The 26,307-nt window shown below is 49.2% G+C and carries 22 protein-coding genes; 5 read left to right on the top strand and 17 right to left on the bottom strand.

The window, feature by feature from the left end:
• Nucleotides 1-41: 41 nt before the first annotated feature.
• From PAECUDRAFT_RS04870 to PAECUDRAFT_RS04860, 3 genes are all read right to left on the bottom strand, one after another.
• Nucleotides 42-461: a MerR family transcriptional regulator gene (locus PAECUDRAFT_RS04870; RefSeq protein ID WP_006036999.1), complete on the bottom strand. Its 420-nt coding sequence runs from the start codon at nt 459-461 to the stop codon at nt 42-44.
• Between the two features lie 21 nt (nt 462-482).
• The gene (locus PAECUDRAFT_RS04865) at nt 483-1,217 is read right to left on the bottom strand and encodes an SDR family oxidoreductase (RefSeq protein WP_006036998.1); all 735 of its coding nucleotides are present in this window, start codon (nt 1,215-1,217) and stop codon (nt 483-485) included.
• Between the two features lie 323 nt (nt 1,218-1,540).
• Complete coding sequence (locus PAECUDRAFT_RS04860; protein ID WP_006036997.1) at nt 1,541-2,710, bottom strand: phage tail tip lysozyme; 1,170 nt, start codon at nt 2,708-2,710, stop codon at nt 1,541-1,543.
• Between the two features lie 439 nt (nt 2,711-3,149).
• Here PAECUDRAFT_RS04860 and PAECUDRAFT_RS04855 point away from each other — a divergent pair, with 439 nt between their 5' ends.
• Entirely contained in the window at nt 3,150-3,911 is a 762-nt protein-coding gene (locus PAECUDRAFT_RS04855; RefSeq protein WP_006036996.1) for a phosphatase, read from the top strand.
• Between the two features lie 65 nt (nt 3,912-3,976).
• Here PAECUDRAFT_RS04855 and PAECUDRAFT_RS04850 read toward each other — a convergent pair whose 3' ends face one another.
• The 4 genes from PAECUDRAFT_RS04850 to PAECUDRAFT_RS04835 all read right to left on the bottom strand — a co-directional run bounded on the left by PAECUDRAFT_RS04850 (nt 3,977) and on the right by PAECUDRAFT_RS04835 (nt 6,565).
• Nucleotides 3,977-4,918: an endonuclease/exonuclease/phosphatase family protein gene (locus PAECUDRAFT_RS04850; RefSeq protein WP_006036995.1), complete on the bottom strand. Its 942-nt coding sequence runs from the start codon at nt 4,916-4,918 to the stop codon at nt 3,977-3,979.
• Nucleotides 4,919-4,944: 26 nt separating this feature from the next.
• Entirely contained in the window at nt 4,945-5,556 is a 612-nt protein-coding gene (locus PAECUDRAFT_RS04845) for a hypothetical protein (RefSeq protein WP_006036994.1), read from the bottom strand.
• Between the two features lie 143 nt (nt 5,557-5,699).
• Complete coding sequence (locus PAECUDRAFT_RS04840) at nt 5,700-6,197, bottom strand: LSm family protein (RefSeq protein WP_006036993.1); 498 nt, start codon at nt 6,195-6,197, stop codon at nt 5,700-5,702.
• Nucleotides 6,198-6,238: 41 nt separating this feature from the next.
• A complete protein-coding gene (locus tag PAECUDRAFT_RS04835) occupies nt 6,239-6,565 on the bottom strand; it encodes an LSm family protein (protein ID WP_006036992.1) in 327 nt (108 codons plus the stop codon).
• 173 nt (nt 6,566-6,738) lie between these two features.
• Between PAECUDRAFT_RS04835 and PAECUDRAFT_RS04830 the strand changes: the two genes are divergently transcribed.
• Nucleotides 6,739-7,449 (top strand): class I SAM-dependent methyltransferase, encoded by a 711-nt coding sequence (locus tag PAECUDRAFT_RS04830; RefSeq protein WP_006036991.1) that lies wholly within the window; start codon nt 6,739-6,741, stop codon nt 7,447-7,449.
• Between the two features lie 77 nt (nt 7,450-7,526).
• Here PAECUDRAFT_RS04830 and PAECUDRAFT_RS04825 read toward each other — a convergent pair whose 3' ends face one another.
• Together PAECUDRAFT_RS04825 and PAECUDRAFT_RS04820 are read right to left on the bottom strand one after the other, a co-directional pair.
• Complete coding sequence (locus tag PAECUDRAFT_RS04825; RefSeq protein ID WP_006036990.1) at nt 7,527-9,278, bottom strand: ABC transporter ATP-binding protein; 1,752 nt, start codon at nt 9,276-9,278, stop codon at nt 7,527-7,529.
• Between the two features lie 134 nt (nt 9,279-9,412).
• The gene (locus tag PAECUDRAFT_RS04820) at nt 9,413-10,795 is read right to left on the bottom strand and encodes an MFS transporter (protein WP_006036989.1); all 1,383 of its coding nucleotides are present in this window, start codon (nt 10,793-10,795) and stop codon (nt 9,413-9,415) included.
• Between the two features lie 148 nt (nt 10,796-10,943).
• On the opposite strand from PAECUDRAFT_RS04820, the gene PAECUDRAFT_RS04815 reads away from it, so the two are divergent.
• On the top strand, nt 10,944-11,786 hold the full coding sequence (locus tag PAECUDRAFT_RS04815) for a helix-turn-helix transcriptional regulator (RefSeq protein WP_006036988.1): 843 nt from the start codon (nt 10,944-10,946) through the stop codon (nt 11,784-11,786).
• Between the two features lie 74 nt (nt 11,787-11,860).
• Nucleotides 11,861-12,370: a DUF3231 family protein gene (locus tag PAECUDRAFT_RS04810; RefSeq protein WP_006036987.1), complete on the top strand. Its 510-nt coding sequence runs from the start codon at nt 11,861-11,863 to the stop codon at nt 12,368-12,370.
• A gap of 61 nt (nt 12,371-12,431) precedes the next feature.
• On the opposite strand, the gene PAECUDRAFT_RS04805 is transcribed toward PAECUDRAFT_RS04810, so the two are convergent.
• The 4 genes from PAECUDRAFT_RS04805 to PAECUDRAFT_RS04795 all read right to left on the bottom strand — a co-directional run bounded on the left by PAECUDRAFT_RS04805 (nt 12,432) and on the right by PAECUDRAFT_RS04795 (nt 15,773).
• Nucleotides 12,432-12,950, bottom strand: coding sequence for a DUF3231 family protein (locus PAECUDRAFT_RS04805; RefSeq protein ID WP_006036986.1), 519 nt, complete (start codon nt 12,948-12,950; stop codon nt 12,432-12,434).
• A 222-nt stretch (nt 12,951-13,172) separates the two neighbouring features.
• Nucleotides 13,173-13,469: a WGxxGxxG family protein gene (locus PAECUDRAFT_RS25500; protein ID WP_085979460.1), complete on the bottom strand. Its 297-nt coding sequence runs from the start codon at nt 13,467-13,469 to the stop codon at nt 13,173-13,175.
• A gap of 276 nt (nt 13,470-13,745) precedes the next feature.
• A complete protein-coding gene (locus PAECUDRAFT_RS04800; protein WP_006036985.1) occupies nt 13,746-14,189 on the bottom strand; it encodes a cell wall hydrolase in 444 nt (147 codons plus the stop codon).
• A 162-nt stretch (nt 14,190-14,351) separates the two neighbouring features.
• Nucleotides 14,352-15,773, bottom strand: a complete 1,422-nt coding sequence (locus tag PAECUDRAFT_RS04795) for an MFS transporter (RefSeq protein ID WP_006036984.1) — start codon at nt 15,771-15,773, stop codon at nt 14,352-14,354.
• 188 nt (nt 15,774-15,961) lie between these two features.
• Between PAECUDRAFT_RS04795 and PAECUDRAFT_RS04790 the strand changes: the two genes are divergently transcribed.
• The gene (locus tag PAECUDRAFT_RS04790) at nt 15,962-16,879 is read left to right on the top strand and encodes an AraC family transcriptional regulator (protein WP_006036983.1); all 918 of its coding nucleotides are present in this window, start codon (nt 15,962-15,964) and stop codon (nt 16,877-16,879) included.
• 104 nt (nt 16,880-16,983) lie between these two features.
• Here PAECUDRAFT_RS04790 and ppsA read toward each other — a convergent pair whose 3' ends face one another.
• From ppsA to PAECUDRAFT_RS04770, 4 genes are all read right to left on the bottom strand, one after another.
• A complete protein-coding gene (gene ppsA / locus PAECUDRAFT_RS04785) occupies nt 16,984-19,581 on the bottom strand; it encodes a phosphoenolpyruvate synthase (protein WP_006036982.1) in 2,598 nt (865 codons plus the stop codon).
• Nucleotides 19,582-19,839: 258 nt separating this feature from the next.
• Nucleotides 19,840-21,933, bottom strand: coding sequence for a Kelch repeat-containing protein (locus PAECUDRAFT_RS04780; protein ID WP_006036981.1), 2,094 nt, complete (start codon nt 21,931-21,933; stop codon nt 19,840-19,842).
• The gene (locus tag PAECUDRAFT_RS04775; RefSeq protein ID WP_006036980.1) at nt 21,930-23,948 is read right to left on the bottom strand and encodes a hypothetical protein; all 2,019 of its coding nucleotides are present in this window, start codon (nt 23,946-23,948) and stop codon (nt 21,930-21,932) included. Before PAECUDRAFT_RS04775 ends, PAECUDRAFT_RS04780 begins: the two co-directional genes overlap by 4 nt.
• A 48-nt stretch (nt 23,949-23,996) precedes the next feature.
• On the bottom strand, nt 23,997-26,240 hold the full coding sequence (locus PAECUDRAFT_RS04770) for a hypothetical protein (protein WP_006036979.1): 2,244 nt from the start codon (nt 26,238-26,240) through the stop codon (nt 23,997-23,999).
• Between the last annotated feature and the right edge of the window lie 67 nt (nt 26,241-26,307).

The raw sequence follows: 26,307 nt of genomic DNA, 5'->3' as shown, positions 1-26,307 counted from the left end.
TGGGCCGGGTTCATAACGCGTGAGTTCAATAAGAAAAGCGCTCAATCGGCATATGGAGATTTCCATTTATTGTTTAAATCCGGATTTACAAGGACCTCTTTATAATTGTCAATTTTGTAATCAATCATCTTTTGTGTCTCCAGTAATCTGTCAATTTCGTTCTGAATTCTGTTCTTGTGTTCCATTAGAATGGAGACTCTCTCAGGGAGTGAGGCTTCACCCTTTTCGTAAAGCATACGGAATCGCTTCATTTCTTCCAGTGTCATCCCGGTTGCTTTGAGTCTTGTTAAAAAAATCATGCCTTGCAATTGATGTTTACTATACGTTCTGTGCCCGCTTGCCTTGCGGTCGGCATACGGAAGTAAGCCGATTTTCTCGTAATAGCGGATCGTATCTTCTGACAGACCCGTGAATTCAGCCGCCTGTTTAATTGAGCTTACAGTTACGGGAATGTCGCCCACTTTGCCGCACCTCCTGACGTATTACCACGGTATCACTCCGTTTTCATCAAAGAATCCGCCGCTGGGACCATGGCTCGGAAGGGTGGCGAGTTTCACGACAATGGAAGCGCCCTGCTCAACGGTTCGATAACCCGTATGCCCATTCAAATCTGTAGCTGTATACCCTGGATCAGCTGAATTTATCTTGATCGGCGTATCTTTTAATTCTTTGGCAAACAAGACGGTTTGTGCATTGACGGCTGTTTTCGAACTCATGTAGGCGAGCAAATTTATTCCGTATTTTTCGGCATCCGTTTCCGGGAGATTATACTCGGTCAAGGAAGCCAAGCCGCTTGAAAGGTTTACAATTCTGCCAGCATGCGATTTATTAATCAAAGGAAGCATTGCCTTCGTGACAGAAAAACTGCCGAAAACATTTGTCTCATAAGTATTCCTTAGAACACTTAATTCCAGTTGACTCGGAGGGAGATCTCCTTCAAAGCACACGCCAGCGTTATTAATGAGAACATCAAGTGCTCCATACTGATCATCAATTTGTGTTACTGCGGATTGTATGGTATCCAAGTCTGTTATGTCCAGGGTAATGGCCTTTGCATGGATGTTCTCAGCCGTTAGGGTAGCCGTCGCTTCCTGTCCTCTTGCCTCATCTCTTGAACCGAGCAATATTGTGAATCCTAGTTTGCCCAATTGCCTAGCTGTCTCAAGACCAATACCTTTGTTTCCGCCAGTGATCAAAACGATTTTTGATGTGCTCATCATTACGCCCCCTAAAAGTGATAGTTACTTGACTTACGATCACTATATAACTTGGAGTACGCTCCAAGTCAAGAGCAGCATTCAAGATTAGAATGGAACTTGAGCTGTAAATAAAAAAGCCCGCATTTTATGCGGGCAACTTTGGTAAGTTGGCAGATGGTAGGTTTTTCGGCATAACTCCAGCTTCAACGCGATGCAGTCCTATTTTATTAATGGCTTTTCACACCTATTGGACAGCCGCCGTCGCCGTTGCATAGCCTTTTCCGTTGTGTTTTTCATCAATAAAATAACCCAAATAAGTACTTTGGAATGGCCTCGGGAGATTATACTAAGAAATTATACCATTTTTTAGCATTATTAATCCTTGCTTGTTTAAACGTCCATGAGTCACGTGATCTTTCGAACGATCCATGGAACACCAACGCCAAATCACCTACGTTTTTGTCAGAATGAATGTACTCCTCAGGAGTCATTACATATGGGGAATTGTAATTCGTTGTTGGTATCCATTCGCGCTTATCAAGTCTTGTTTCTTTTAATTCGATTAGCAAATACTCCAATTGTTTGTCCATGAGTTTTTTAGGATCATTTCGGGCCATATGGTCAGCTTGTTCGGCACTAAGATTACCCATCCACCTCAGGATTTTATCTCTAGCAGGTGTCCATTGGACTAAACCATATCCACCACTTGTTTTTTGATTGAACTGCCAGACGCCGGGATTAAAGCCGCTTTCTTGTTCCATATTTCCAAGCAATCCCGCAATGGCATGTTTAGTCCAACCATTGGCAGTCATGTATTGATTAATATATAGAACGTTCGCTTTCATTTGAGCATCGGTCAAATCACCATGGCGACTACAAGGTTTAGCATATACCGTATGATCACCGCTTGGTGGTGTATGATGATCAGATCCCCCTACATCGGGAATCATGACCTGAGTTCCGACTTGAAGATTGGTTGGGATTAGATGTGGATTTGCTTCTTGAATTGCAACGTCGCTGACACCAAATTTTAATCCAATTGACCAGAAAGTATCACCTTTTTGAACCGTGTAGACTCTCCTTGTGGGAGTGTCATTGTCAGATCCCCCTGCATTAGGTATAACTACCTGGGTTCCGACTTGAAGATTGGTTGGGATTAGATGCGGATTTGCTTTTTGAATTGCAACGTCGCTGACATCAAATTTTAATCCAATTGACCAGAAGGTATCACCTTTTTGAACCGTATAGACTCTCCTTGTGGACGCGTCACTATCAGGTCCCCCTGCATATTTCAGTAACAATGCCCATGTGTCCTTTCCGACTACTCCATCCACCTCTAGATGATTGGCTTTTTGAAAATTCCTTACAGCTTCCTCTGTATTCGAGCCAAAATCTGAATCAACTGTCCCTGGTGGGAATCCTGCCTTATTAAGTAAGGTTTGAATTCTGGTAACTTCTTCGCCCTTTGAACCTCTTTTTATGATTGGTCGGGTGGCTACAGCAGTAGTCATGTTAACACTCCTTTGGACAAAAGAATGAACATCTATCGAGCGCTTCACACCTAAATAATTTCTGAAAAAACGTTCAAAGTTATGTGAACAAATTATTTACATTTGGTATCGAGAATTCCGCATGTCCGAGCTGCTCTTAGTCTGTCGATGCTATCCCTAGAGAAAATGTCGGAATTTAGTTCTTTAGTCGCAATTGACTTCTTTTGGGAAATGATCCTATAATTAAGACACAACTTGTTGCAGACTAACTTGGATTATAATTTGAGGGAAATGCTTTGAAACCTTCACGGTTTTGAACAACCCCGGGACTCCATTGGAGACCCGGGGTTGTTGGCGTTCAAAGGAGGGATAGGTGGCAAAAGAAGTGCCTTATTGTATTGTGCTGGAGAGGATGGACTGACGCGTTTTATAGACTATAAAAAAATAGGAGTGATGAGAAATGCAAGCTGTAAAAAAAATAGGAACCTTATTTATTGCTTTTGCCTTGTTGCTAAGTTTTGGATTTAGCGCATCATTCAGTGGTGTTGCCAATGCTTATGACCCTAACGTCCAGCTGTCGTATGCACATACGAAAACCATACAAGGAACTCCCAATAATCTTTCCCGTCTATCAGGCAGCGTGGATGTGACGAATTTGTCGCCAACCAAGCAAGTGAAGGTTGTGTACACGACAGGCAACGGTATATGGCAGGAGCAATCCGCTTCCTATACGGCCACTCTTGCCAGCGGACATGAGGCTTGGGATTTTAATATAGATGCCCCGCTCGCTACGACCTTCGAATTTGCTATTAAATATGTAGTCAACGGCCAGACTTACTGGGACAATAATAATGGCAGCAACTACAAGGTAGGCGGAGCTTCCGCGCCTGACAGAATTCTGAGCAAAGCAGCACTGAAGCTGTATGAATCCTCCTACTTCTCCAATCGTTCCGGTCTCTATGTTGGCGGCAAAATCTATCTGAAGAACCTCGCTCCGACAAAAACCGTTACGATCGTTTATTCCTATGACAACTGGGCCACAACCCAATCGGCGAGCGCAACTTATGACAGCTTTGTAGCCAATTCAGGCAATGCGTTCGAGACGTGGAATTTCAGCTTTTCTGCCACGGGACAACCTATTAAATTCGCCATTTCCTACACGGTTAATGGCGTAACCTATTGGGATAACAACAATGGCGCCAACTATGCTTTAGTATTTTAAGGCATAAGAATAGACAAGCCCCTCTTAAGCTCCTGCTTAAGAGGGGCTTGTTCCATTTTGAAGCATCAGAAAGTGATAATTGCAATCTTGTCAAATGAAGCACGCACTCCAAAGTGGTCCGATATGAACCTGCCGTTGTGCTGGAATTTAAGTACCTCGATATCGGCCAGAATGGGAACCAGTCGTATGCCGCCCCGCATCAACACATAGTCTAGGCGATGATTGCTCGATGGACGGTCGTCGGGATTGGCGTAGAAATTGTTCTCTATGACCAACGTGGGTCCGCTAGTGGCCTGATTATCAGCCAAGAACCAGCAATCGACCAGCCTCAGCCGGTCATACAGCTGCGCGTAGTGCTGTTGATTCTCTCCGGGAATGTTGAGGTCACCCATGATGATTTGGGATCCGGCTGGATCCCGACGCGTCACGATAAAATTGTTCATCGTGGTAAGTTGAGCGTAAAGCGTGCCGACACCGTTGTCGGTCTCGATGTTCTGCATATGGGAATAGAAAATGTCGAGCGGTATCGGCCAAGAAGCGGGCTGAACTCGGATGTGGATCACGCCTTTGTTTGCGAAACAGTCCCAGCCATCGCAAGCGCGAAATATCATCGCGTCGGCGGCCAATAGAGGATGCCTGCTTAGCAAGAGGAGTCCGCCGTCGGACTCCAAATCGCCCTCGTCCGGCCCCTCGCGGAAGTGTGGATACAAATCGCTGAGCGCGTCACGGATCCTTTTGCGTTCCCCATTAGCAAACACCTCGCAGAGGCCCACAACATCCGGTGCTAGCGCTCTGATCCGAGCCACTATCTCGGCAATCGCCCCGTCGCGATCGGTACCTAGATAAGGAGCGGGAGGAACAAGCAGTGCCATGTTGTGTGTCATGACTGAAAACGGCGCCTGGCGAACTTCCAGCTTTACTGGGCCAGCCGGGCGACCTAGCATTTTTCGCAAACTCTTGCCATCCTGTTGTAAGTGGCTGGCCAATCGTTTCAAGGAGATTGACATGGTATACCCCTATCTGCAACTACGCCTTATTCCCATCCCGCCGAGCAATACTCGACGACCACGGTGCTTCCTCTGCTCAGAAGGGTGCCTGGCGGCGGGATAATATGGAGCACGTCATGGTGATAATAGCCGTCGGGAACGCCTTGGAACACACGATATTCGACTATAAATCCGAGTGTTCCGGCAGATGGATAATGATCGCCTGGATTTTGATAACCATGCCCTTCGACTTCCTCGTACGCCCTCCACGGCGGCACGGCCTCCGCGTTAAGAAGCTTCGCCATGCTGGCCAGTCCGATCTCGAGGCGCTCTATGCGTCCCGGGTCCGAATTTCTGATGCTATTCTGGATTCTATCGACAACCTCCGTCAGGTTTCTCACGTTTCCGCTTGCTGAATTCCAGCGGATCTCTCCTGTAACCAACATGTCGCCGCCTACCGTCACTCCGCCCGGATAATCGCCATTGAAATTGATTGTGAGACCGTCGCCTCCATCATGGACCATTGCTCGGCGAATTCCCCCGAATCTGCGCCTGGAGGGAGCATCGAGGATAAAGTCTGATGCTGTAGTCTTCACGACCGCTCCCTCGATAACGACATGGTTTCCGTCGCCTTCATCAAGTTTAATGTCTGTTGGCATTCCCGTCGCCTCTCTTATGAATGAGTTTGATGTCTGCCGGCGTTACCGTATATTTCTTCCCGATAAACAATAAATCAATTCCTAAAGAAGTTCTGCAAAAAAACAGCCCACCAGGTATTCCTGGCAGGCTGCACAAAACGGCATTAAATTTTGAACATGCCCATTAGAGGCATAATCGACTTCACCACATTAAGTCCAAATTGGAAGGTCGGAAGCATTTGTTTAAAAGATCCAGAAAACCCGCTCTGCTGCCCTCCACCTGTAGGCCCTGAAGGTCCTTTCGAATCCTCTTGTTTTTGAACTCCCGCTCCTGTAAACCCTGATGGTCCGGATAACATCGGCTTAAATAGGCTTGCCATTGAACCAAATGACTGGAGCGCACCGAATCCCCCGATCATGGAACTGAGCAGTCCCGATATTTGGGCTTCCGGCGTTTTGGAACGATTAGACGGTTTCACTCTTCCGCAACTTCTGGTTTCGGATAAGATCAGCTGATGGTTATCAATGGCTTGAACCTTCCCGATATAACAGTTCCCGTCATTCAACAACACGCAAACGGGCTGCCCGATACATCGGTATGCGTCTTTGGCTGCAATTACGCCCTCAGGTTTTCTTTTTTTAGGAGCTTTTCTGGATGCCACCGTAGTTACCTCTCTTCAATTAGAAGTCGTGTCAACGGCAATCAAATACAGAAGAACGGCAAAATGAACAGCGAAGCAATAAGGGCAAATGGAAAAAAGAAACCGCCGCAACCGCCACAGCCTCCACCGTAACCGCCATAACCGTCATAATAACTGGACAATCTTGCTTTATGCATAGAGCGCGTTTGTTTGGTAGAAGACATCGATACAGGCTTGTTGTCTAACGTACAATCCTCCAGTATTAACTGACCGTCTGCTACTCCCTTTATCGTTCCGATAACATGTCTTCCGTCATGCGTAACGGCACTCACTCTCCGTCCGATGTACGGATAGACCGTATTATGGGAAATCGGATAAACTTCCTGCATACCTTCATTCCTCCTAACCTGCAGCTTGTTTATCCTAGACTATGAAACTATCTGCTATAAAGATTGTACGATTGTCTTCTATTTTTAAAAAAAGAGCGGTAATGAATGGGTGTAGTCACGGCGACAGTTATGCATAGGATATCGGGAGAGGAACAGGATGAGGTGAAAAGGCAATGGATTACCACACATTGTTAGCCCGGCTCGGCGAAGGAAGTGCGCATCCAGGCGGTTTTCAAGCGACTACAGCATTAATCGGGCAAATCGGCTTTCCGCGCGGTGCCAAAGTGCTGGAGGCAGGATGCGGAACAGGCCGGACTGCGTGTTATTTAGCCAGTTTGGGCTGCGACGTGACAGCCATAGACCGAAACAAGGATATGATTCAAAAAGCGACCCATCGTGCGAAGCTGAGCGGGCTTCCCGTCCGCATCGTTCAAGCGGATGCCAGCTCCTTACCTTTTCCGGATGAGACGTTTGATGCCGTTTTTACGGAGTCGGTTACGGCTTTTACCCAAGGAAGCACCGCGATACGCGAATACTGGCGAGTGCTGAAGCCAAAAGGAGTCCTATACGATCGCGAGCTGGCATTTGCTGTGAAATTAACCGCGGCGCAAAAGAAAAAGCTCCAGGCGTTTTACGGACTTCAACATATGCGAACCGTTCCAGAGTGGCTGGAGCTGCTAAGCAAATCAAGGTTTGATCATTACTCCGCGTCTCCTTTCATGCAGATAAAACAACCGGCCAACGATAACGATCCTTTACGGGTTATCGATCACGAACTATTCGCGAAACCGGATGCAGTTGCCATGATGATGAAAAATGAACGTCTGATGAGCAGCTTTTCTACTGTGATGGGCAGTATTGTCATTACGGCGTGGAAAGCGTGAACATCTTACACGTGTTTCGATTGCAAATAGGCAAAAAAGCAGCCGATCGAGATGATCGGCTGCTTTTGTTGATGCATTTATACCAAGTCTCCGACATGTTGAATGTTAAACAGCCGTGCATATGCACCATCTTGTCTCATGAGCTCTTGATGCGTGCCCATTTCTTTGATCTCGCCATGATCGATCAGGTAGATCTTATCTGCATGCGTAATCGTTGACAAACGATGGGCGATGATGATTGTCGTACGCTGGCGAGCCAACTGCTCGAGTGATTCCTGCACAAGATGTTCGGATTCCAGATCAAGCGCGGAAGTCGCTTCATCCAAAATAATGACCCTTGGATTTTTGAGGAATACGCGCGCGATGGCGACTCGCTGCTTCTGTCCGCCGGAAAGCTTAACGCCTTTTTCGCCAATTTGCGTATGGTATCCCTGCGGCAGATCCTCAATAAAATCATGGGCATTCGCAGCCTTTGCCGCCTCTTGTACTTCCTCATCCGTAGCGTCGGGACGCCCAAGCAAAATATTGTCGCGAATCGTACCGCTAAATAGAATGTTATCTTGCAGCACGATTCCGATCTGACTGCGTAAGCTCTGCTGCGTTACTTGGCGAACGTCCTCGTCATCGAACGTAACCGTTCCTTGTTGGATATCGAACAAGCGCGGTATTAAGCCGACGATGGATGACTTCCCTCCCCCGCTCATCCCGACGAACGCGATCGTTTCGCCAGGTCGGATATCTAGATTAATGCCTTTCAGCACCCAGTCGGACTCCTCCGCATATTTGAACCAGACATCTTGGAATCGAATCCGCCCTTGTATTTCTCCAAGTGACTTCGCATGAGGAGCGTCATCGATATCATAGGGTTCCTTCATAAACTCAAGCACACGTTCCAATGAGGCGCTTGCTTGCGTGAGTTCCGTCGATGAATTAACGATTCGGCGAAGAGGATTATATAATCGCTCCAAGTACCCGAAGAACGCCACGAATGCCCCGACCGTTAGGTGACCTTGGATAACCTGATATCCGCCATAGGCTATGACCATTAACGGTGCAATATCGGTTAGCGTGTTAATGATTGCGTTCGTAAGCGCATTCCATTTCGTTTGGGCAACGGCCCGTTGCAGGAATTGCTCATTTTTAAGACCAAACTTACGCTGCTCATGTTGTTCCAGCGTGAAGCTTTTAATGACAGGGATCCCATTAATTCGTTCATAAAGGTATCCCTGCATCTCAGCCAGAGACTGCGATCTTGCTTTGGTAAGCAATCGCAGCCGTTTATAGAGCAGTTTAACGGCGATCGCATAGAACGGAAGAATTGCGATGGCAACCAGCGTTAAAGATGAATCCATATAACTCATGATACCGAGTGCAATGGAAAGCGTGATGAGATCAAGCCATATATTCATCATCCCTGTCTCTACAAGGCTTTTCGTTTGTTCAACATCGTTCATGATACGAGAAATAATCTCGCCTGATTTGTGATTATGATAGTAACTTAACGATAAGCGCTGCGCATGGGTGTAAAGTCGATTGCGAATATCGAATAACGTTCGGGAAGTGATCAGTTGAGCGAAGTACTGACGGAAGTACTCAATCGGATAACGTACGACAACAAACAGGATCGAAGCGCCGCCGATGATGGTAAGCAGTTGTTTCATTTTCTGTTCATCCGGCTGATGCGCTAACAGCACGTCGTCCACTGCATATTTTAGTATTAACGGCAACGATAATGGGATAGCAAATTTAATAACGCCAATCATGACAGTCAGTAGGACAAGATGCCAATAGGGCTTGACAAATCTAAAATAGGCCCTGATGTTCAACAAATGATTTGAGCTCCTTTCATGAACAGCTGCACAAACTACTCTCTCTATTTGTTATTATATTATATCCTTCCTATTGAGAGATTTGAAACAACAAAAAACGAGCCCCTTAATCGGTGCTCGTCTGACATACCATTCTATTTCCTGCCCCCCATGAACCGATATGAGAGAATGCCGCCGCATACAAAAAACAAGGCAGCAGCCCCCATCGCCAAATGCATGCCGGAGACAAACGTACGGCTGGAGCTGATCATCAAGCCGAACAGGACGACGCCAAGTGTTGCGCCAATCTGACGGCTTGCGTTCAACGCGCCTGAAGCGGTGCCGCCGAGCTCCTTAGGAGCAGCGGATATGACTGCCGCAACGATCGCAGGAATCGTGAGCGAAATGCCGAACCCGTTCAGGAGCAAGCTGAGGATGGTAACCCCGTAACTCGTCTGCACGTCCGTCCAGCTCTGCAGCAGCATACCGGCGGCTCCAAGACCAAACCCGATGACAACCGGGACTCTTGGACCGAATCGGGCGACAAGGCGTCCTGTTACAATCGGATTAAAAGCTAACGGGATCATCATCGGCAGCAGCGCGAGTCCCGTATGATGGGCCGAGAAGCCTTTAATATGTTGGTAGAATAGCGGCATAATGAATAAAAAGCCCGACAACCCGATATTGATCAACATTCCTGCGATCATCCCGACGGAAACCGTGGAATCTCGAAACATGCCTGGCGGGAACAGCCGTTGTCGATTGTTCTTCTCCGCATAGTAAAACAAACCGGCGCCTGCCAAAACAAGTCCGAAAGCGCCTAGAATGACAGGCGATTGCCAACCATACGTCTCGCCTTCCATTAGAGCAAAACACAGCGCTGCAATAACGAAGATCGCGCAAAGCTGCGTGATGATAGTTATCCGCTGCCGGATGTTGCGTTTCGTCTCGCTCGTAAAGAACAGGACGATGATGAAGCTAAAGAGGGTCACGGGAACATTCAGCATAAAAATGCTTCGCCACCCCAGCGTGTCAACCAGCAGACCGCCGACTACCGGCCCTCCGGCCATCGCTGTCCCCGTTATGGCCGCCCAAATGCCAAGTGCCCTTGCACGCTCTGCCGGAGCCGGATAAGCGTGACTTAGCAACGCCAGAGATGCCGGTGTGAGGGCAGCACCTCCTACTCCGAGCAGCGCCCGTGAAACGATCAATGATGGAAGGGAATGCGCTGCCGATGAGATAACCGAGACGACGGCAAAGATGGCTAGCCCCGCGAGAAAGACCCGTTTGGCTCCAAACCTATCCGCGAATACCCCCATTGAAAGCAAGAGTCCCGCAAAGATGACCGTATACGCATTAACCACCCATTGTAACCCAGTGATGCCGCTTCCCAAATCTCGTTGAATCGCCGGAAGCGCAACGTTCACTATTGTCGTATCCAATAAAACAAGAAAGTAACCGAGCGAGATGCCGGTCAACAGCAACCATTTTTTTGCATTCCCCACAGGACGAGATTGCAACTGTCTTGAAAGCTCCAATGAAATTCTCCCCTCTGATCCATGAACATTCATTCCTCTTATTTGTCATAGAGAAGTGTATAATGAAAATCACATTGAAATAAGATGACGGTTTATCCTAGGAGTGTTACTCCCCGGAAAGCTGGTGCATCTGAAGGAAGGCAGTGTCATGGATAACGCAAATCAACAACGGCTGCGCGAACTGGCCCAGTTTCTGCGCACGAGACGAGATCGGCTCACGCCTGAGCAGGTCGGCTTATCCCCGCAAGGCAGGAGGCGCACGCCGGGGCTTCGTCGAGAAGAAGTCGCTATTCTCTCTGGCGTCAGCATTGATTGGTACACGTGGCTGGAACAAGGTCGGGACATTCAGGTCTCTTCCCAAGTGCTCGAAAATATCGCCAAGGCTCTCCGGCTCGATCCGATTGAACGCAACCATTTGTTTGCACTTGCTTTGCAGCATCAACCAACAAACCAGCAGCAGGAAACCCGCTCCATCCAGCCAACGCTGCAATGCTTCCTTGATCAACAAGGGAATAGTCCTGCCTACGTCATGGATCAACGCCTCTCTATCGTCGCTTGGAACAAGGCGGCGAACCTGATTTACGGAGACTATGAGCGAATGTCTCCACTAGAACGGAATACGCTCTGGCGGTCCTTCGCTATGCCTTCTACCCGGGAGCTGCTCCGGGAAAATTGGGAAAGACACGCGAGACACCGTCTGGCCCAATTCCGCGGGAATTATGGGAAGTTCGTCGGCGATTCCTTATCCATGGAACTAATTGAGCTGTTGAATCAAGAGAGTGAGGAATTCCGGGAATGGTGGCCTCAGCACGATGTATTAAATGGCCCTGAAGGCAGGAAAATGAATTATCATCCGATTGTAGGGGTAATGGAATTCGATCAGCTTTCATTCCTTGTCACGGATTCGCAGCATCTTACCGTCACCGTGAACCTCCCATCCAATGAGGAAACAAGATTAAAGGTCGACAGGCTTCTTGTGAATTCCTATTGAGCTGCGCGTCTGTCTATAAATGGCCTTTCGCGGCTATACTGGGATTAACTGATATGAAAAAATGGAGAGAAAAAATGGGAATTTTGAGCGGGAATCCGAAAGACGAGCCATTGCATTACGGCGAAATCTTTTACATTTGGTCCTATTCAGCAAAAAAGAAATCGATCCTATCCACCTACCAGCTCTACTTGTCGCACGCAGGCGATACTGAATTGAAGCGATTATTGAACAATCTTATTCAACAAGCGCGTCAAGCTGCTGTAGAATGCGACGAACTGCTCGTCCATAATGGCATAATGCCCCCGCCTTCTCTGCCGGAGCGCCCTTCGGTAAGACTGGAGGAAATTCCAGCCGGCGCCCGCTTCTCAGATGTAGAAATTGCGTTGGCGATTGGCGAGAATCTTACTGCCAGTCTGGTAGCTTGCAGCCAAATTACCGGAAGCTCGATTCGCATCGACGTAGGCCTATTGTTCTCGAAGTACTACGCCTTGCATCTTGCATCGTCTGCAGCTGCACTGTCGCTTAGCAAAGAAAAGGGCTGGCTCGTTCCTCCTCCCCTTCAATTGCGACGGCCAGAACACTAATTATAAATGCGAATGCCAAAAAGACAGCCCGTCCCTTGCGGACTGTCTTCTGCTGATCACGTTATACGCCTACAGCTTCCGGACGCTTGATTTGCAGAGGCGGCGGAATGAGCCACCCTTTCTCTTTGCTCAGGCGCAGAATCTTAACGCCGAGAGCGGCTTTGGTTAGATGATATTTACCGAATAAGGCGCCGACGTCTTCACGAATCGACATCCCCATTGCCGTGCTTGCGGCAACAAGGCCAGCCGCTAAATCTGCTGAAACCATAGGGGCAATCTCCTGATCGGAGAATCTTGCTCCAACCGGAATTTCCTCCAGCTTAGCTTCTGGACGTTCCGGCAGCTTTGGTGTCGATGCAATGCCATTGGCTATTAAAATCTCGTCCAACTCGTCGATTTCCAGTTTGGCTTGTTGAATACCCTCTTCCAAAATCGCACGGAGATCTTTATCCCCTGTATGAAATTTAAGCGCGTTGTAAGTAGAAACACAGCCTTTCGCCGTTGCCGAGGCCTGCCAAATTGCGAAGATCTCTCCGTAATGCAACGGTTCGTCTTTCGGGTTCCCGCTTAAAACTCCCATGCTGTGATCGCTCCTTCAAAGATGTAGTTTCGCGTGCCTGCCTAGATGACAACCGAGAACAGATATAATATAACCTCGACAAGTATGACTATCCCTCAGACATCCTTGAAATAAGAGCATATATATCCAATATCAACCTACATATCGTGTCAAATGAAAAAGCCCGCTCTTTTCATCGCGGGCTACATGATAAACAATGGAATACACTTTTGCTTTTCTTACTTAGGCACGGTCGCGGCTATGATCGCGCGAGCGATTTCTCGCACCTGCTAAGCCAATTAAACCCAAGAGGCCAAGCCAGCCCCAATCGAAATCCTTGTCATCGTTAACGGCAGTTGCCCGATAGTTTCCTCCGACAGTTGAGTTCGTATCGTAACTATTTACCGAGCGATTGTCATAAGAAGTGTTGTTTTGCATAGATGTTGAAGTCGTGGTGCCTGCAGCGCTCGTAATGCCAGCGGACAATACTAGAGATAAACAGCTCAACGACAAACATGTTAAAAATTTCGTTTTTCTCATTTTTTAAGCCCCTTCAGTGGTGGATTTGAAATCTTAATTGGTTTCCCTACTGAGGAACAGAAATATGTGCCGACCTACTAAGTCGACAGAAAGTGGATATGAACGCGCTGTTGAGGATTCCGCGGAATGCTGCATTATGCTTTTTACGCATTTCTTTCGCGAATGGCTTCTTCCGTTCGGGGCACAAGTTATTCTACGCCAAATTTCGCCGGCATTTTCATTACTGCTACAAAAAAAAGCCGCGATTTACGCGGCGTCTTACGACTGATATAAAAGTTAAAACGTATTATAGACACTTTCACATTCTTTTGCCGTCGGTTCATAAAAGCAATGCTTCTTCCATCGGCCAACAAAAGGCTGATCATACCAAGTCGGCGGGCACGGTCCGGGATTATCGAACGTTCCTGGACGGAAATACCAAAGCGAGTATTTGGCTGGCCAATTCCGCTCCCCATTTACAGCCTTTTGCGCAATACGGCGTTCCCGATCTCTAGCGCTTTGATAGTACATGCCATGCTGCAGCGCTTCGAACGCATGCGGCTGATTGATCATTTGGGGAATTGTCCGGATATTTTTAAAATCGGAGCAATTCGCTCTAATGCGATTAATGCCAACATTTCCAACCAAGAACATGCCCATTTCGCCTTCGGTCTCCGCTTCAGCCCGGACCAATCTTGCCAACATGTCAATATCTTGACTTCTGGCTTTTACAACTGCCATTGACTCACCTCTTTTGATTTCTAGACTCATCATATTGTAGGTGGAGCGGAGGTGTTACACTGCCGCCTACGATTTCATCCCTACAACCCGCCAAGCGACTAGGCCATGCTGTAGGCAAAGGTACAAACACTAAACTTAAGCCCTCATATGATGACGGTAGAACTACCGCACCGCCCTCTCTCCAGCTGCGCAGCTTCGCGTTGCTCTGACGCCCTCTCCCGGCAGCAGCAAGAGCAAGACAGCAACGAGCGAAGCTGTCAAGAAAATGGCCGAGCCCCTAATCGAGACGGAGATCGCATAGACGTAAGCTATACCGGAGGTGGCAGCCGTTCGATTCGACGCCTCGAAGACGGCGATCAGAACTGCGAGCCCAAGCGACGCTCCGGTCTGGTGAGCGACGTTTACGAGGCCTGACGCCGCGCCTGCATCCTTCGCCTTTACGCCGGACAACCCTAAAACTGTGAACGGTTGGAAGATCATCCCGGCACCGCACCCCATGACAATCAACGGAAAGATCAAGTCAGGGAAAAAGCTGGAATCTGCGGTGATGGAACTCAGCCAGCTTGTTCCGACGATCGCGATTACCAGTCCGCAGATCAATACTTTCGTATTCCCGAAGCGTGCGACGAGCGAAGGCATGACATACATCATCCCGAACTGAACGGCCGTGAACGGCATAATCCCAAGGCCAGCCTCTAACGAATCAAAATGAAGGACGTTTTGCAGAAATTGCGGAACAAAGAAAAAGATCGGATAATTTCCGCACAGGAGCAGCAGCCTTCCCAGATAAGCGCCCGATCGCATTCGGCTTGCGAACAAGCGAAGTGGCGTTATCGGCTCTTTCACCTGCGCTTCGATCAGTACGAAAGCCGTTAGCGAAACCGCGCCAAGCGCAATCGAGCACCATACTGCCGGCGCTCCCCACCCGACAGTCGCGGCTTTAACGAAACCAAAGGCCAGTCCCGTCATGCCAATAAGCGAAGTCAAAGCACCCATCAGATCCAATTGACCTTTGTTCTTATCGGTTTCCTGCATGTATCGAGGCACCATTAGGAGTAGAGCAATGCCGATCGGCACATTGAGAAACATCCCGGCGCGCCACGAAATGACGTCTGTAAGCAATCCGCCGACGATCAGGCCAACACTTCCTCCAGCTCCCGATACAGCGCTATAAATCGCGATCGCCTTGACGCGCTCCTGAGCTTCCGAGAAAGTAACGGACAACAAAGCGAGTGCGGACGGCGTCGCCATTGCAGCCGCTAAACCTTGCCATGCACGAGCGGCAAGCAGAAGCGAAGCAGATGGCGCCAAGCCAGCAAGCACCGATGCCAGCGAGAACATTGTGATTCCCAAGATGAATGTTCTTCTCCTTCCAAAGATGTCTCCCGCACGTGCGCCTAATAGCAAAAAACCGCCGAATGCTAAAATATAAGCATTTTGCACCCAAGTCAATGCAGCTGACGAAAGTTGAAATGCACGGCCGATCTCAGGTAAAGCAGTCGTTAAAATAGAAGCGTCGAGCACCATCATCAACTGACTGACGACGATCAACACCAGAATGATACGCTTCGAATGTTCTTTCAAGCGTGTAACCTCCCTTTCGTGTTCTAACGATAGTTTGGCATGAATCGCTATCACGAAAAAGATCGTTCCTGCTTTAAACTTGCACGATACTGCAAAACCGGAGTTTTGATCTTGTGGTCGATTGGTTGGCGCTCTTTGGGGAAAGGTGTATAATTGTAGCATCACAATAAGAACGGGGGGAGATTTCCTTGCAAACGAATTTGGATCGACTACTCACAATGGTTGACTCTCTTCATCTTGCGGAAGGACGAACCGATACGGATGTGTCCTTCTTTTCGTTAGTTCGGCGCAATCAGCCTACATCGATGATGCCAGGCGTCCTCACGCCTTCTTTTTGCATGATTCTACAAGGCACTAAGAAGCTCCATCTTGGACAAGACATCATCTATTATGGTGTGGGCGATTATTTGGTCTCATTGTTCGATATTCCGGTTTCTGGTCAAGTCGTCGGCGCTACGCATGATTCGCCGTATATCGGCTTGCGCATCGAATTAACGGCACAAGAAATCGCCTTAGTCATGGCAGAAGCTGCAATCCATGTGAAGCCGCCTAATCGAATGCTCGGCACTGGCGCCTATGTAGGCAAATCTGATGAACACCTGCAGCTCTTATTCATTCGACTATTAGAGCTGAGGGGCAAACCCGAAGCGGAGATTCGCTTTCTAGCAACGCTTATTAAGCGCGAGATGATTTTCCGGTTGCTTACAGGAGATTTCGGGCACTTGTTTGTGCAACGGGTCTTCATGGACCAGCAGAACGAGGGGATTGGCAAAGCGATTGAATGGATTAAGCGGAATTTCAACAGACCCTTTACGATCGAAGAGGTTGCGAAATCGTCCAACATGAGCGTATCTGGACTTCATCACAAATTCAAAGCGGTCACGACGATGGCTCCTCTGCAATTTCAAAAACAGCTCCGTCTTCAAGAAGCAAGACGCCTGATGCTTAACGGCTCCGCCAACGCGACGGTCGCCGCACTGGAAGTCGGATACGACAGCCCCGCTCAATTCAGCCGGGAATACCGCCGACACTTCGGGCTTCCTCCGCTTCAAGATATTAAATCCTTACACAATATGCCCGTGCCGGAAGCGTTCGAGATCAGTTAAAAACTTAAAAAACAGCGGCGATCTTGGACTGAGCTCTAACGTCCTAGACTGCCGCTGTTGGCGTAGGCGCATGTCAACAATGACAATGCGCGCCAGTGCATCCACTACAATATTTCAATATACCCAGCTGTCCCATTCACGCGAATGCGTTGCCCGTCTTTGATGAGCTTAGTCGCATTGTCCACCCCGACAACTGCTGGCAAGCCATATTCACGCGCAATAACGGCACCATGGGTCATCAGCCCGCCAACCTCCGTGACTAGACCTTTTATCGAAACAAACAACGGTGTCCAGCCTGGGTCGGTAAAGGCGGTGACTAATAGATCTCCATCTTCGAGAGTCGCATTCTCCATGTTCAAAATGACGCGCGCCCTTCCCTCTATTACTCCGGAAGAAACAGGCAGGCCTATAATCGCGTCGGCTGGCAAATTGTCTCGTTGGTACGCACTTGCAATGATTTCTCCATCCGAAGTGATGACACGCGGAGGAGTGAGCTTTTCGTAAAATTTGTAATCCTCTTGCCGTTTGTTGATGATCCGCTCATCAAGCTTGTTGGTGCGTACGACTTCATGAAGCTCTTCAAAAGAGAGAAAGAATATATCCTCTTGATCATCAATAACGCCGGCTTGAACGAGTCGATCGGCTTCTTTCAGTAGAGCCTGCTTATAAACGAAGTATCGACTTACCATGCCGTATTTCGGATACTCCCGGTAGCCGATGAAATTCCGGATGAGATTGATCATTCGTTTTGTTTCTGCGGCTTTTCGTTCACCATCCGGCAATTGCTTCAATCGATCCAACAGCTCTTGCTCTTTATTCAAAGCTTCCTGGCGCCCTTGCTCATATTTTCGAGTGCCTTCATTTGGCTCAAAATTTTTGATGTTGCCAAGTATCATAGGGACTAGCGTTATCGGCTTTTCACTCCAACGAGGTTTCGTAATATCGATTTCTCCGGCACAGCGCATGCCATATTTGCTGAGATAACCAGTGATAGCGGCTTGGGCTTCGTTTCCGCCTTCAAGCATTGCAAGCCCCTCCAGAAAGTTATCTTCTTTTGCCTGCTGCAAATAATCAATCACCTCTGGGTATGGTCGAATCACATCGGCGACGTCTAATAACGCCAGGCCCATTTGCGAAGTTATATTGTGGGGTACAGATTGAGAAAGCGTATCTGCCGCACTCGTTTCGCCTAACCACGCGTTCATGTGTTCATTGATCCATGATGTAGCATTGATAGCAGCCATAAACACAGCCGTACTTTGCGGGTCAAATAAGAGCTTCTTTAATTGCTGCAGGTCTTCCAAAATAAAATCCATGACATCCATTCCTGATTTCGTTTGGATGTTTTGTTTTAACGCCTCTATCGATGCTTGGCTGCGCTGAATCAAATCAGAAACGACGGACGGATTGTCCTCAAATGGCGCCTTCGTTTCTGTATGATGACTTCGGCCCGGAACCGGCGCTGTCGGAGCATCGGGCAACAGTGTTATAAACGCTCGCTCGATTATGGTCATAAGCGCGCTTTTAGTGAGCGGATCAGCTCCTATTGTTTTCAATAAGGCTTCCCGGCCTGCCGTTGTCGTCAGCCTTGCTGCAACATCAACAAACAACCACCCGCCCGCTCTACGCATAGGTGCAGGCGTAATCAATAAGTAAAAAGACAATCCCAATGGTTTTATAGGATCGGTCATCATTTGTTGGTGGCCAACCGAAAGATAGACGTGATTTTCTTGATCAGCCGCTTCAGGGATCGGGAATAAAGTCGTAATTGGCCGACTCTGTACAATATAGAACGTTTCATCAACCAAACACCATTCGATATCTTGCGGACTGCCAAAATTGGCTTCGATTTGTCTTCCGATGTGTGCCAGCTGCAAAATTTGCTGCTCTGTGAGTGTTTGCACCGTCTGCTGGTCAGGAGCAATCGGCTTCGTTTCTGTTCCGCCTCCTTCCTTCCCATAGATAGCCAACTTCTTAGTTGCGATCCTCTTCTCGACGATCTCCCCTCCCCGCACTTTATAACAATCCGCGGAAACTAGGCCCGAGACCAGCGCTTCTCCTAGTCCAAAGCTGGCATCGATGGATAACATTTTTCGGTTAGAAGTGATCGGATCAGCGGTAAATACAATGCCTGAAGCTTGCGGAAAAACCATCCGTTGAACGATGACGGATAAATAAACCTGCCTGTGATCGAAGCCGTTCTGCATCCGGTAGATGACCGCACGCTCCGTGAACAAGGAAGCCCAGCATTTGCTGATGTGCTGCAGGATCGCGTCTTTCCCGATGATATTTAAATAGGTATCCTGTTGGCCGGCAAAAGAAGCATACGGCAAATCTTCAGCAGTCGCGCTAGAACGCACTGCATAAGCATGCTCGTCGCCAACTTCGCAAAGATAGTGCTCAACTGCGGTCACAACATCCGAAGGGATATCTGCTTCCGTAATGATTTGTCGGATCCTTCTGCTGATTTCAGCGATTTGATCTCGTTCCTCTATTTTTATTGTGGCTAGTCGATCTAACAAACCTTGGTACGATTCATTTTGTTCCATGGCTTGTTGATAGCCCGCTGTTGTAACGCAAAATCCTTCCGGTACGTTAATCCCTTGAATCGTTGACAATTTCCCCAAATGAAGTCCTTTGCCGCCAACAAGCCCAAGCTGGCTTGGTTCCAATTCTTGAAAGCCGAGAACGAAAGTACGCATGTTCACATCTCTCCTCACCATTAAATAGACAATTGACAGGAGCTAACCAGCATGTTACAATTAAAATATAAGATGAACTTACTATGTCTTTTTAAAGTTACAGACGTAATCTGATTATAGCATCATGTCATTTTAAGTGCAATTTATTATGAATCTGGCGCAGTTGCCCAGGTTTTTTTTCATTTTCCGCTAGCATCGGACTCCTAGTATTAAAAAAACAAAAGCAGCGCCAACCCATGTTGGACGCTGCTTTTGTTTCTATTGCGTGTAATACCACACCGAGCTGTCTGAGATTAAGTTCACAGCGCCACCGAGCAAATAGATTCGATCATGAAAGACTGTGACTCCCTGCTGAATTCTTGCCCCCCAAGGTGCTTGTTGCGTTACGGCTTCCCAACGGCTTCCGTCTTGGGTCACCCACATGTCGCTGAGACCTCTTACTTGCGAATTCGTTCCGCCGATCAAATATAGATTCGTACCTAGCACGACGGCTTTTGAATCGAATCGCGAGAGCCATGGGACATTCCCGTTTGCAAGGGGTTTCCAATCCCTTCCGTTATCGGTTGACCATACCTCCTGCAAACTGCTGCCGGATCTGGAGCCGCCAATCATATAAATCTGATTTTGATAGACGACAGCTGCCGCGGCATCTCGCGGACTCCAGCCAGCTTGCGGAGTAATCAGCTCCCAATGGGCACCGTTATCCGATGCCCACACATCATTATAAGTGTTTCCTTGATGATCCCTGCCGCCGAATACCCACATTCGATTTTGGAAGACGACGGCACAAAGCCCGTTGCGAGGCCCCCAAGGCGCATTAGGCGTCGCACATTTCCAGTTGACGCCATCAGGAGAAACCCATACGTCGTTCGCATCGCCATTGACCGTATCCCCGCCGAATAACCAGATCGCGCCCATGAATGATACGCCTGCCGAGCTGCGCCGACCTGCCCAAGGCGCTTCTCGAGTGACGCATGTCCAGCTTACCCCATCGCTTGAGCTATACACGCTGTTCTGATATTGGCCTGCGTATGCCCACATTTTGCCGTTATTGCTCAATGCGACCGGAATATTCATCGATCGAAGCTGGGTTTGCGCCGCTGCTTGATACCAGCCGGCCGATTGCCGATTGAACGGAATCTGTGCACTTTCGCCCCTAACCTTATAAGAGCTAGCCGCAACTTGAAGCTGCTTCGCATTTGCAGGAACAGCGTCTATCGAAATGGATAAGGATTGCTTGTTCGTCTGCTGCTCCCAAACGAGAGCGCTGCTGGCATCCAACAAACTGACAATGTAGCTGGTAATTCCTAAACTATTCATCTGCCATGTGACGTCAAATTGATTGTTATTAAGCGCGCAGGAAAGGTTTTGCGGTTTTCCCGGACTTCTTGCGAACGTGACGGCGTTGCTCCACGGTCCCGGCAGAAGGACATCGGAAGTGGGAAGTTTAAATAACCCTCGGATTTGAAATTTCGTAATCACGTCGGGCGAGATACTCCGAAGATCCACTTTAACCTGATTGCCGCCGCCCCCGAAATAGAACGGTGGCTGTGGGGTTAACGGCATATCGTTTTGAGCGTCAAGCGCGATGAAATTCATGTCTGCCGCCCCGTTCAAGGGGGTCCAATGCAGGATAATCGTGGACGAATCGCCGACTAGCATATCAAACTGCTGAGGAGCGGCGATCATCACATAGGTTACGGGAGCCGAAGCTGCGCTCCATTCGCTTTGGAGCGAGTCGACAACCGTCTGGATTCTGGCAACGTATTGCTGATTGCTCACCAACGGCTGGCCGCCGCTTAACGAAAGCAGCGAGCTTGTCCCCGTCACATTCGTTACGTTGCAAATAGCAGTTTGCTGATCTTGCACGGTGAATAAAGCGACGTTATAAACAGCCTCTTTGCCTTGCAACGGCGCAGGCAGTACGGCCGCCTGCCACGAGGCGCTTAGCGCGCCAGACGAATAATCGCAGGATACCGTCAAGCCCGTCGGGGGATCGATAACGATCTTCGGCGGAACGTACAACTGAATGATAGCATCCTGAACCTCATTAACGTCAAAACCGACGGATTGCAGCGCGAGCTGCATCTGATCCGCTGTCGTGTCGGGATATAAACTCGGCTGCAGCAGCAGCGTGCCGATATCAAGCGCGCTCATATCCGGAAATACCGGAGTCGGAGCCCCATATTTAATCCATTGCGCCACTTGAGCTGCGGTTAATACAGAATAAATAGACTTGATCTCTTGCGCAATCTCAACTGCCGAAGCTGTCGGGAATGCCAGGCGAAGCATCCAGGCTTGATAGGCGCTGCTTAGAACAACATTGTCTACTGTCACTTGGGCATCCGTCATTGACGAATCTCCCCTCCTTGCGTATCGTATTCCGAACTCACGACGTCAACTAACGTTTCATTGGGCGTAGTCGGAAATAGTAAGGCGAGCGCCGATTGCACCTCGTCCTTGGTGTACTCCGCAGCGTGTAGCGCGTGCGCCATCAAAGGAGGCGTGTTCGACGTTTCGTCGAAGTGAACGCGTAAGACGACGCCTAGTTGATCGGGCAGCGCATTGAATTGTGGATTGCTTTGCTTGATTGGGAGAGCCGCGTCTGCGGCTTTACTTCCCGCTAGTTGAAGCTCGGTGATCCGAGCCGTCACTGCAGGAATTGGATAGGCGCCTGCCATGAACCGCAAAAAATCGCTCATGGTGATTTTGTCTAAATAGAAAGCGCCGATCGCCGAGCTGGCTTGAGCGGGCGGTACGTTAGCTGCGCTTAAAGACCAAGCCACTTGCGAAGGCGCGCTCGTCGTTTCCGGGAACACCTGCGTCAACGTCTTCAGGAATGCGTCCGTGCTGTGAGCCGTTTGCTGCGGATCATGGCCTGCGAGCACTGGAGCAGCTTGCTGTGCCGATTGACCAGCAGCCTTCAGCCGTTGCGCCAGACCAGCATTCAGTGCGCCGACATTGCTAGGGAAGGCGTGCGCGATGTACGAAAACGGTGATATCGCGTCTCGGATGTTTCGGATAATATCCGTGATGCCGACTGGCGATACAGATTCAGCGGCAGACACCTTTTGCATACCGAACGTAACTAAGCTCCATATTTTACCTTGGCATTCTTCAGGAAGCTCACTCTCCGGAATGAGAAGCGAGAAGCAGAGAGAAGCATCCAGCCCGACGAATTGCACGGATGTCGCCGTTTCTCCTGCCTCCCCTCCCTCCAGTGACAAGTTATATCTCGTTCGATCGGAATAGACATGAAAGGACATTGCGCTCTTGGACATCTGATCAGAAGCGAAGCTGACGACTGTGCTTGGAAAGCCCATTCCCATGCTGAAATACGTGCTGCCTTGATCGGACACGATTTTGAGCAGCCCGATCACGCAAGCCCGTTCGCCGGCAGCTAAGGGAGACGCGGCGAACGCTCCGCCGTTGCTGTATATTGCTGCATTGGCCGCCCAATAGGTGATCAGCTCCGAGGTTGGCAAATCCGTAATCTGAGAAGCGGGAATGCTAGGCAGTCGGCCAATATCGAGCGTCCCCGTTGCGATTTTGCTCGCGTCCAACGTTGGAACTTGAGCGGCATCTAATAGGCCAGAAGCGATCTTATTCGCATCCAATGCGGGAATGCAAGCGGCGTCCAGTACGCCAGAAGCGATCTTGCTTGCATCCAATGCGGGAATTCGATTGACATCCAGTGCGCCGGCAGTCATCTTATTCACGTCAAGTACAGGAATGCGAGCGGCGTCTAGCACGCCGGAAGTCATTTTGCTCGCGTCCAGCGCAGGAATTTGCGAGGCCGACAGCTCGGGCATGCGACCCGCTTGCAGGCTCGAAGCTTGCCGTACGCTTTCGTCGAGTCTAATCGTGATTGTGATAATGTCAGGCGCTGTGCCAGTAGAGGTAACGGTTATTTGGGACAACGGAATTTGCGTGCTGTCTGGCGTCGCGCTCGACGTATCGAGCAGCGTCAAAATCGGGCAGGATTGCAATGCATGATCGGCGACCTGCGCATCATGGGATTGGATAACGAGCAGCCAGATTTTGTTGGCATAGGCAGCCTCGCTAAGATCGATCGACACGCTTCCGGATTGCGCGAGAACCATATTGCCCGCCAGCTGCGCGCGATCCGTGAGTAGGATCAAGCTTCCCCGCTCGTCGATGGCCGCTCCCGGAGAAATGAGTATGTTGTTCTGACTGCCTTGGGAAACGTCAAGCCCTTGCAGTATGCCATTTTGTACGAAAAAGCGCGAGAGCAGCTCACGGCCGGCGATGTGGAAATCTCTCTCTCTGTTGAAATCTTCAACGTTCAGCAGTTGGTTCGCGTAATATCTTTGTTTGAGCATCGTTGGAATCACGTTGTTCGCCATGTCCTCATATCCTTTCGTGACCCTTTCCCGAGTGGAATTGCATCTATGCTAGCCTTTCAGTCTCGTATTGACGCCGACAATGCCTTGTCCAATTTGCAAGTACGACGGCATGCTGAGATGCGCATATACCGGATTCGACGTGATTCCCGACGTGTTGTAGGCCGCAAGCTGGTTCATCTTAACGCTCAGCTCTGAAGCGTATTGCTTGGCTTTGCCGTTGTCGATGCTTGCAAGCTGATTGATGGCGTCCTCTAGCTGATGTCTAGTATTATCATACAGGTAGGTAAGCCCTTTCACCGTAGACACGACGGATGCATTAAGCTGATACTGCTCGGCGTTTGGTATTTGCTGAAGCGGGATCTGATAAGCCGTTTGATCAGTCGTCAATACTTTTACGCTGGTGCCGGGCCATGCGTCGGCTTGCGATCCCGGCGTTCCTTGCAGCAGGTTGAACGAGTACAACAGCACCGCTCCCGTACCAAGCCGGTCCACAACGCTTCCATTCAACGTCCATGCGGCGTTGTAATTGGACTGAGCGTCGAGGGAGACGCCGAGCGTCTGAATTTGGATCATTGCTTGAATATCATTGATTTTGTTGAAAATGATGTTCAGCGCGCTCATTATTTTGTCTCGTGCAGCTTGTAACTGTTCCTCCGCTTCTCTCTTTTTCTTCTTGTCTTCGCCGGTTAACCAATCCCAGAGCGAGGCAAATAAAGCAGCCAAGCCTGCTATGAGAACGGGAATGCCGAGCGTGGCAACAGCCGCCAGTGCCGCAGCGAGCTCTACCGCTTCCGCTAGCGTGGCGGCGGCTACCAGCGACGCGAATTCTTCTGCAAGCGCTTTGGCTACGCTTTGAATTCCCTTCTCCAGCGCGCGGCAAATAAACCGGGCTGCCGCTCTCGCCCCGCCTTGCAGCGCGGCATATTCCGCGATAGCTTTGTACGTATCGGGCTGGCTCAAAATTTGCGGAATGAGCGAACCTGCGCTATCCACGATCGATTCCCAGATGGCGATGGGCAAATGTTTGACACCTTTAGGAATAACGAATACGGGCGTAAACAAAATTTCATTCGACGCAATCGTATGCTCCGCAACGTTAATGGAATACACAAGCTTCAGCGGAACTTGCATTTTCCCGTCTGGCGTCTTGGAAGGACTGCCGTTCAGCTTCGGAGTCAACGAGGTTTTCGTCAGCCCTTTGATCCAGTCGGAGACGATTTTGGCGCATCCGCCGCCCATATTTAAGACTTCCGTATATTTCTGAACCCAATCGAGGGAATTGACAGGCAGCCCGCTGATTTTCGTAATCTTGAATCCGCTCCCGGACCCGGAACCTTTGGTCCATGTGAATTCGACGCCGAGCGTCACCTCTTTCGAGCTCGTCCCGCTGTCAGTAGGCAAGTCTATACTGCCGAGATCGACGTTTACATTTCCGACGAATGCGCTTTGCGTCAGATCGTAACCAGCATTGACGGTGCCCTTCACGGAGGTGTTCAGGATGATGACATCGGTGCCGATCGTGATGTATTTATGATTAGGCTGTGTGCTTATTTTCAAATTTGTATTGGTTAAGGTGATGAAATCAAAATCAAAGCTGGAACAGCTTATCGTTTCCAAGAAAATCGTTTTGCCCGTAACCCCAAGGCTAATCCGAAAATCGTACTTGCCGAATATGCGCAAAATCGCGTCCGCGTGGTAACCCGGATAACAAGTTACGTTGTTAGCGGACTGGTTGGCATCAACATACTTGTAGCTGTAATCCGTCGGCGCATCCGGCGGAGCCGAAAGCGCGTAAAACATGCCTTTCTGAAAGGCGAATTGATCGGTGACGCTGTCCACCCAGTCCCACTCGCCCCCGATCACTCGCGTGATGAATTGGGTTAATGTTAAGGCGGGATTGGCGGTTAACTGGATAATTGCGAGCCGCGGAGACGCCTTCTCGAAGACGATGCCCCCTGACAAATTGAAGCCTGGCAAATTCACAAATCGCGCGGAAGCTTGCAATGAGGTGTCCGCGGTCATGTGCTGATTCGCATCTTTGTAAATATGAGAAGTGACGTCGAGCTGTTCGAGCACGACGCCGTTCAAGCCGAGCGGATTCGTAATGGACGTGGTCATTTCGCCACTTGGCGCCAGCTTCGGATCGTACGGCAAATGTTTGGATAACACGAAATATAAATCTGCGGAAGTCGTGACTCGAATCGCCCCGTACAGGCGGACGGGCATCCCTACGTCGAACTGCATGGTGCTGAATAGATAGAAGACGCCTTCAGTACTGGATTGATACTTCATGTCCTATTTCCCCTAACCCATTCACGATAACAAAAAAGGACGGCCTGCCAACATGGTGCATAGCGAA

The organism is Paenibacillus curdlanolyticus YK9 (assembly GCF_000179615.1).
Lineage (GTDB): Bacteria > Bacillota > Bacilli > Paenibacillales > Paenibacillaceae > Paenibacillus_T > Paenibacillus_T curdlanolyticus.
This window is presented reverse-complemented; position numbering and strand designations above follow the sequence as displayed.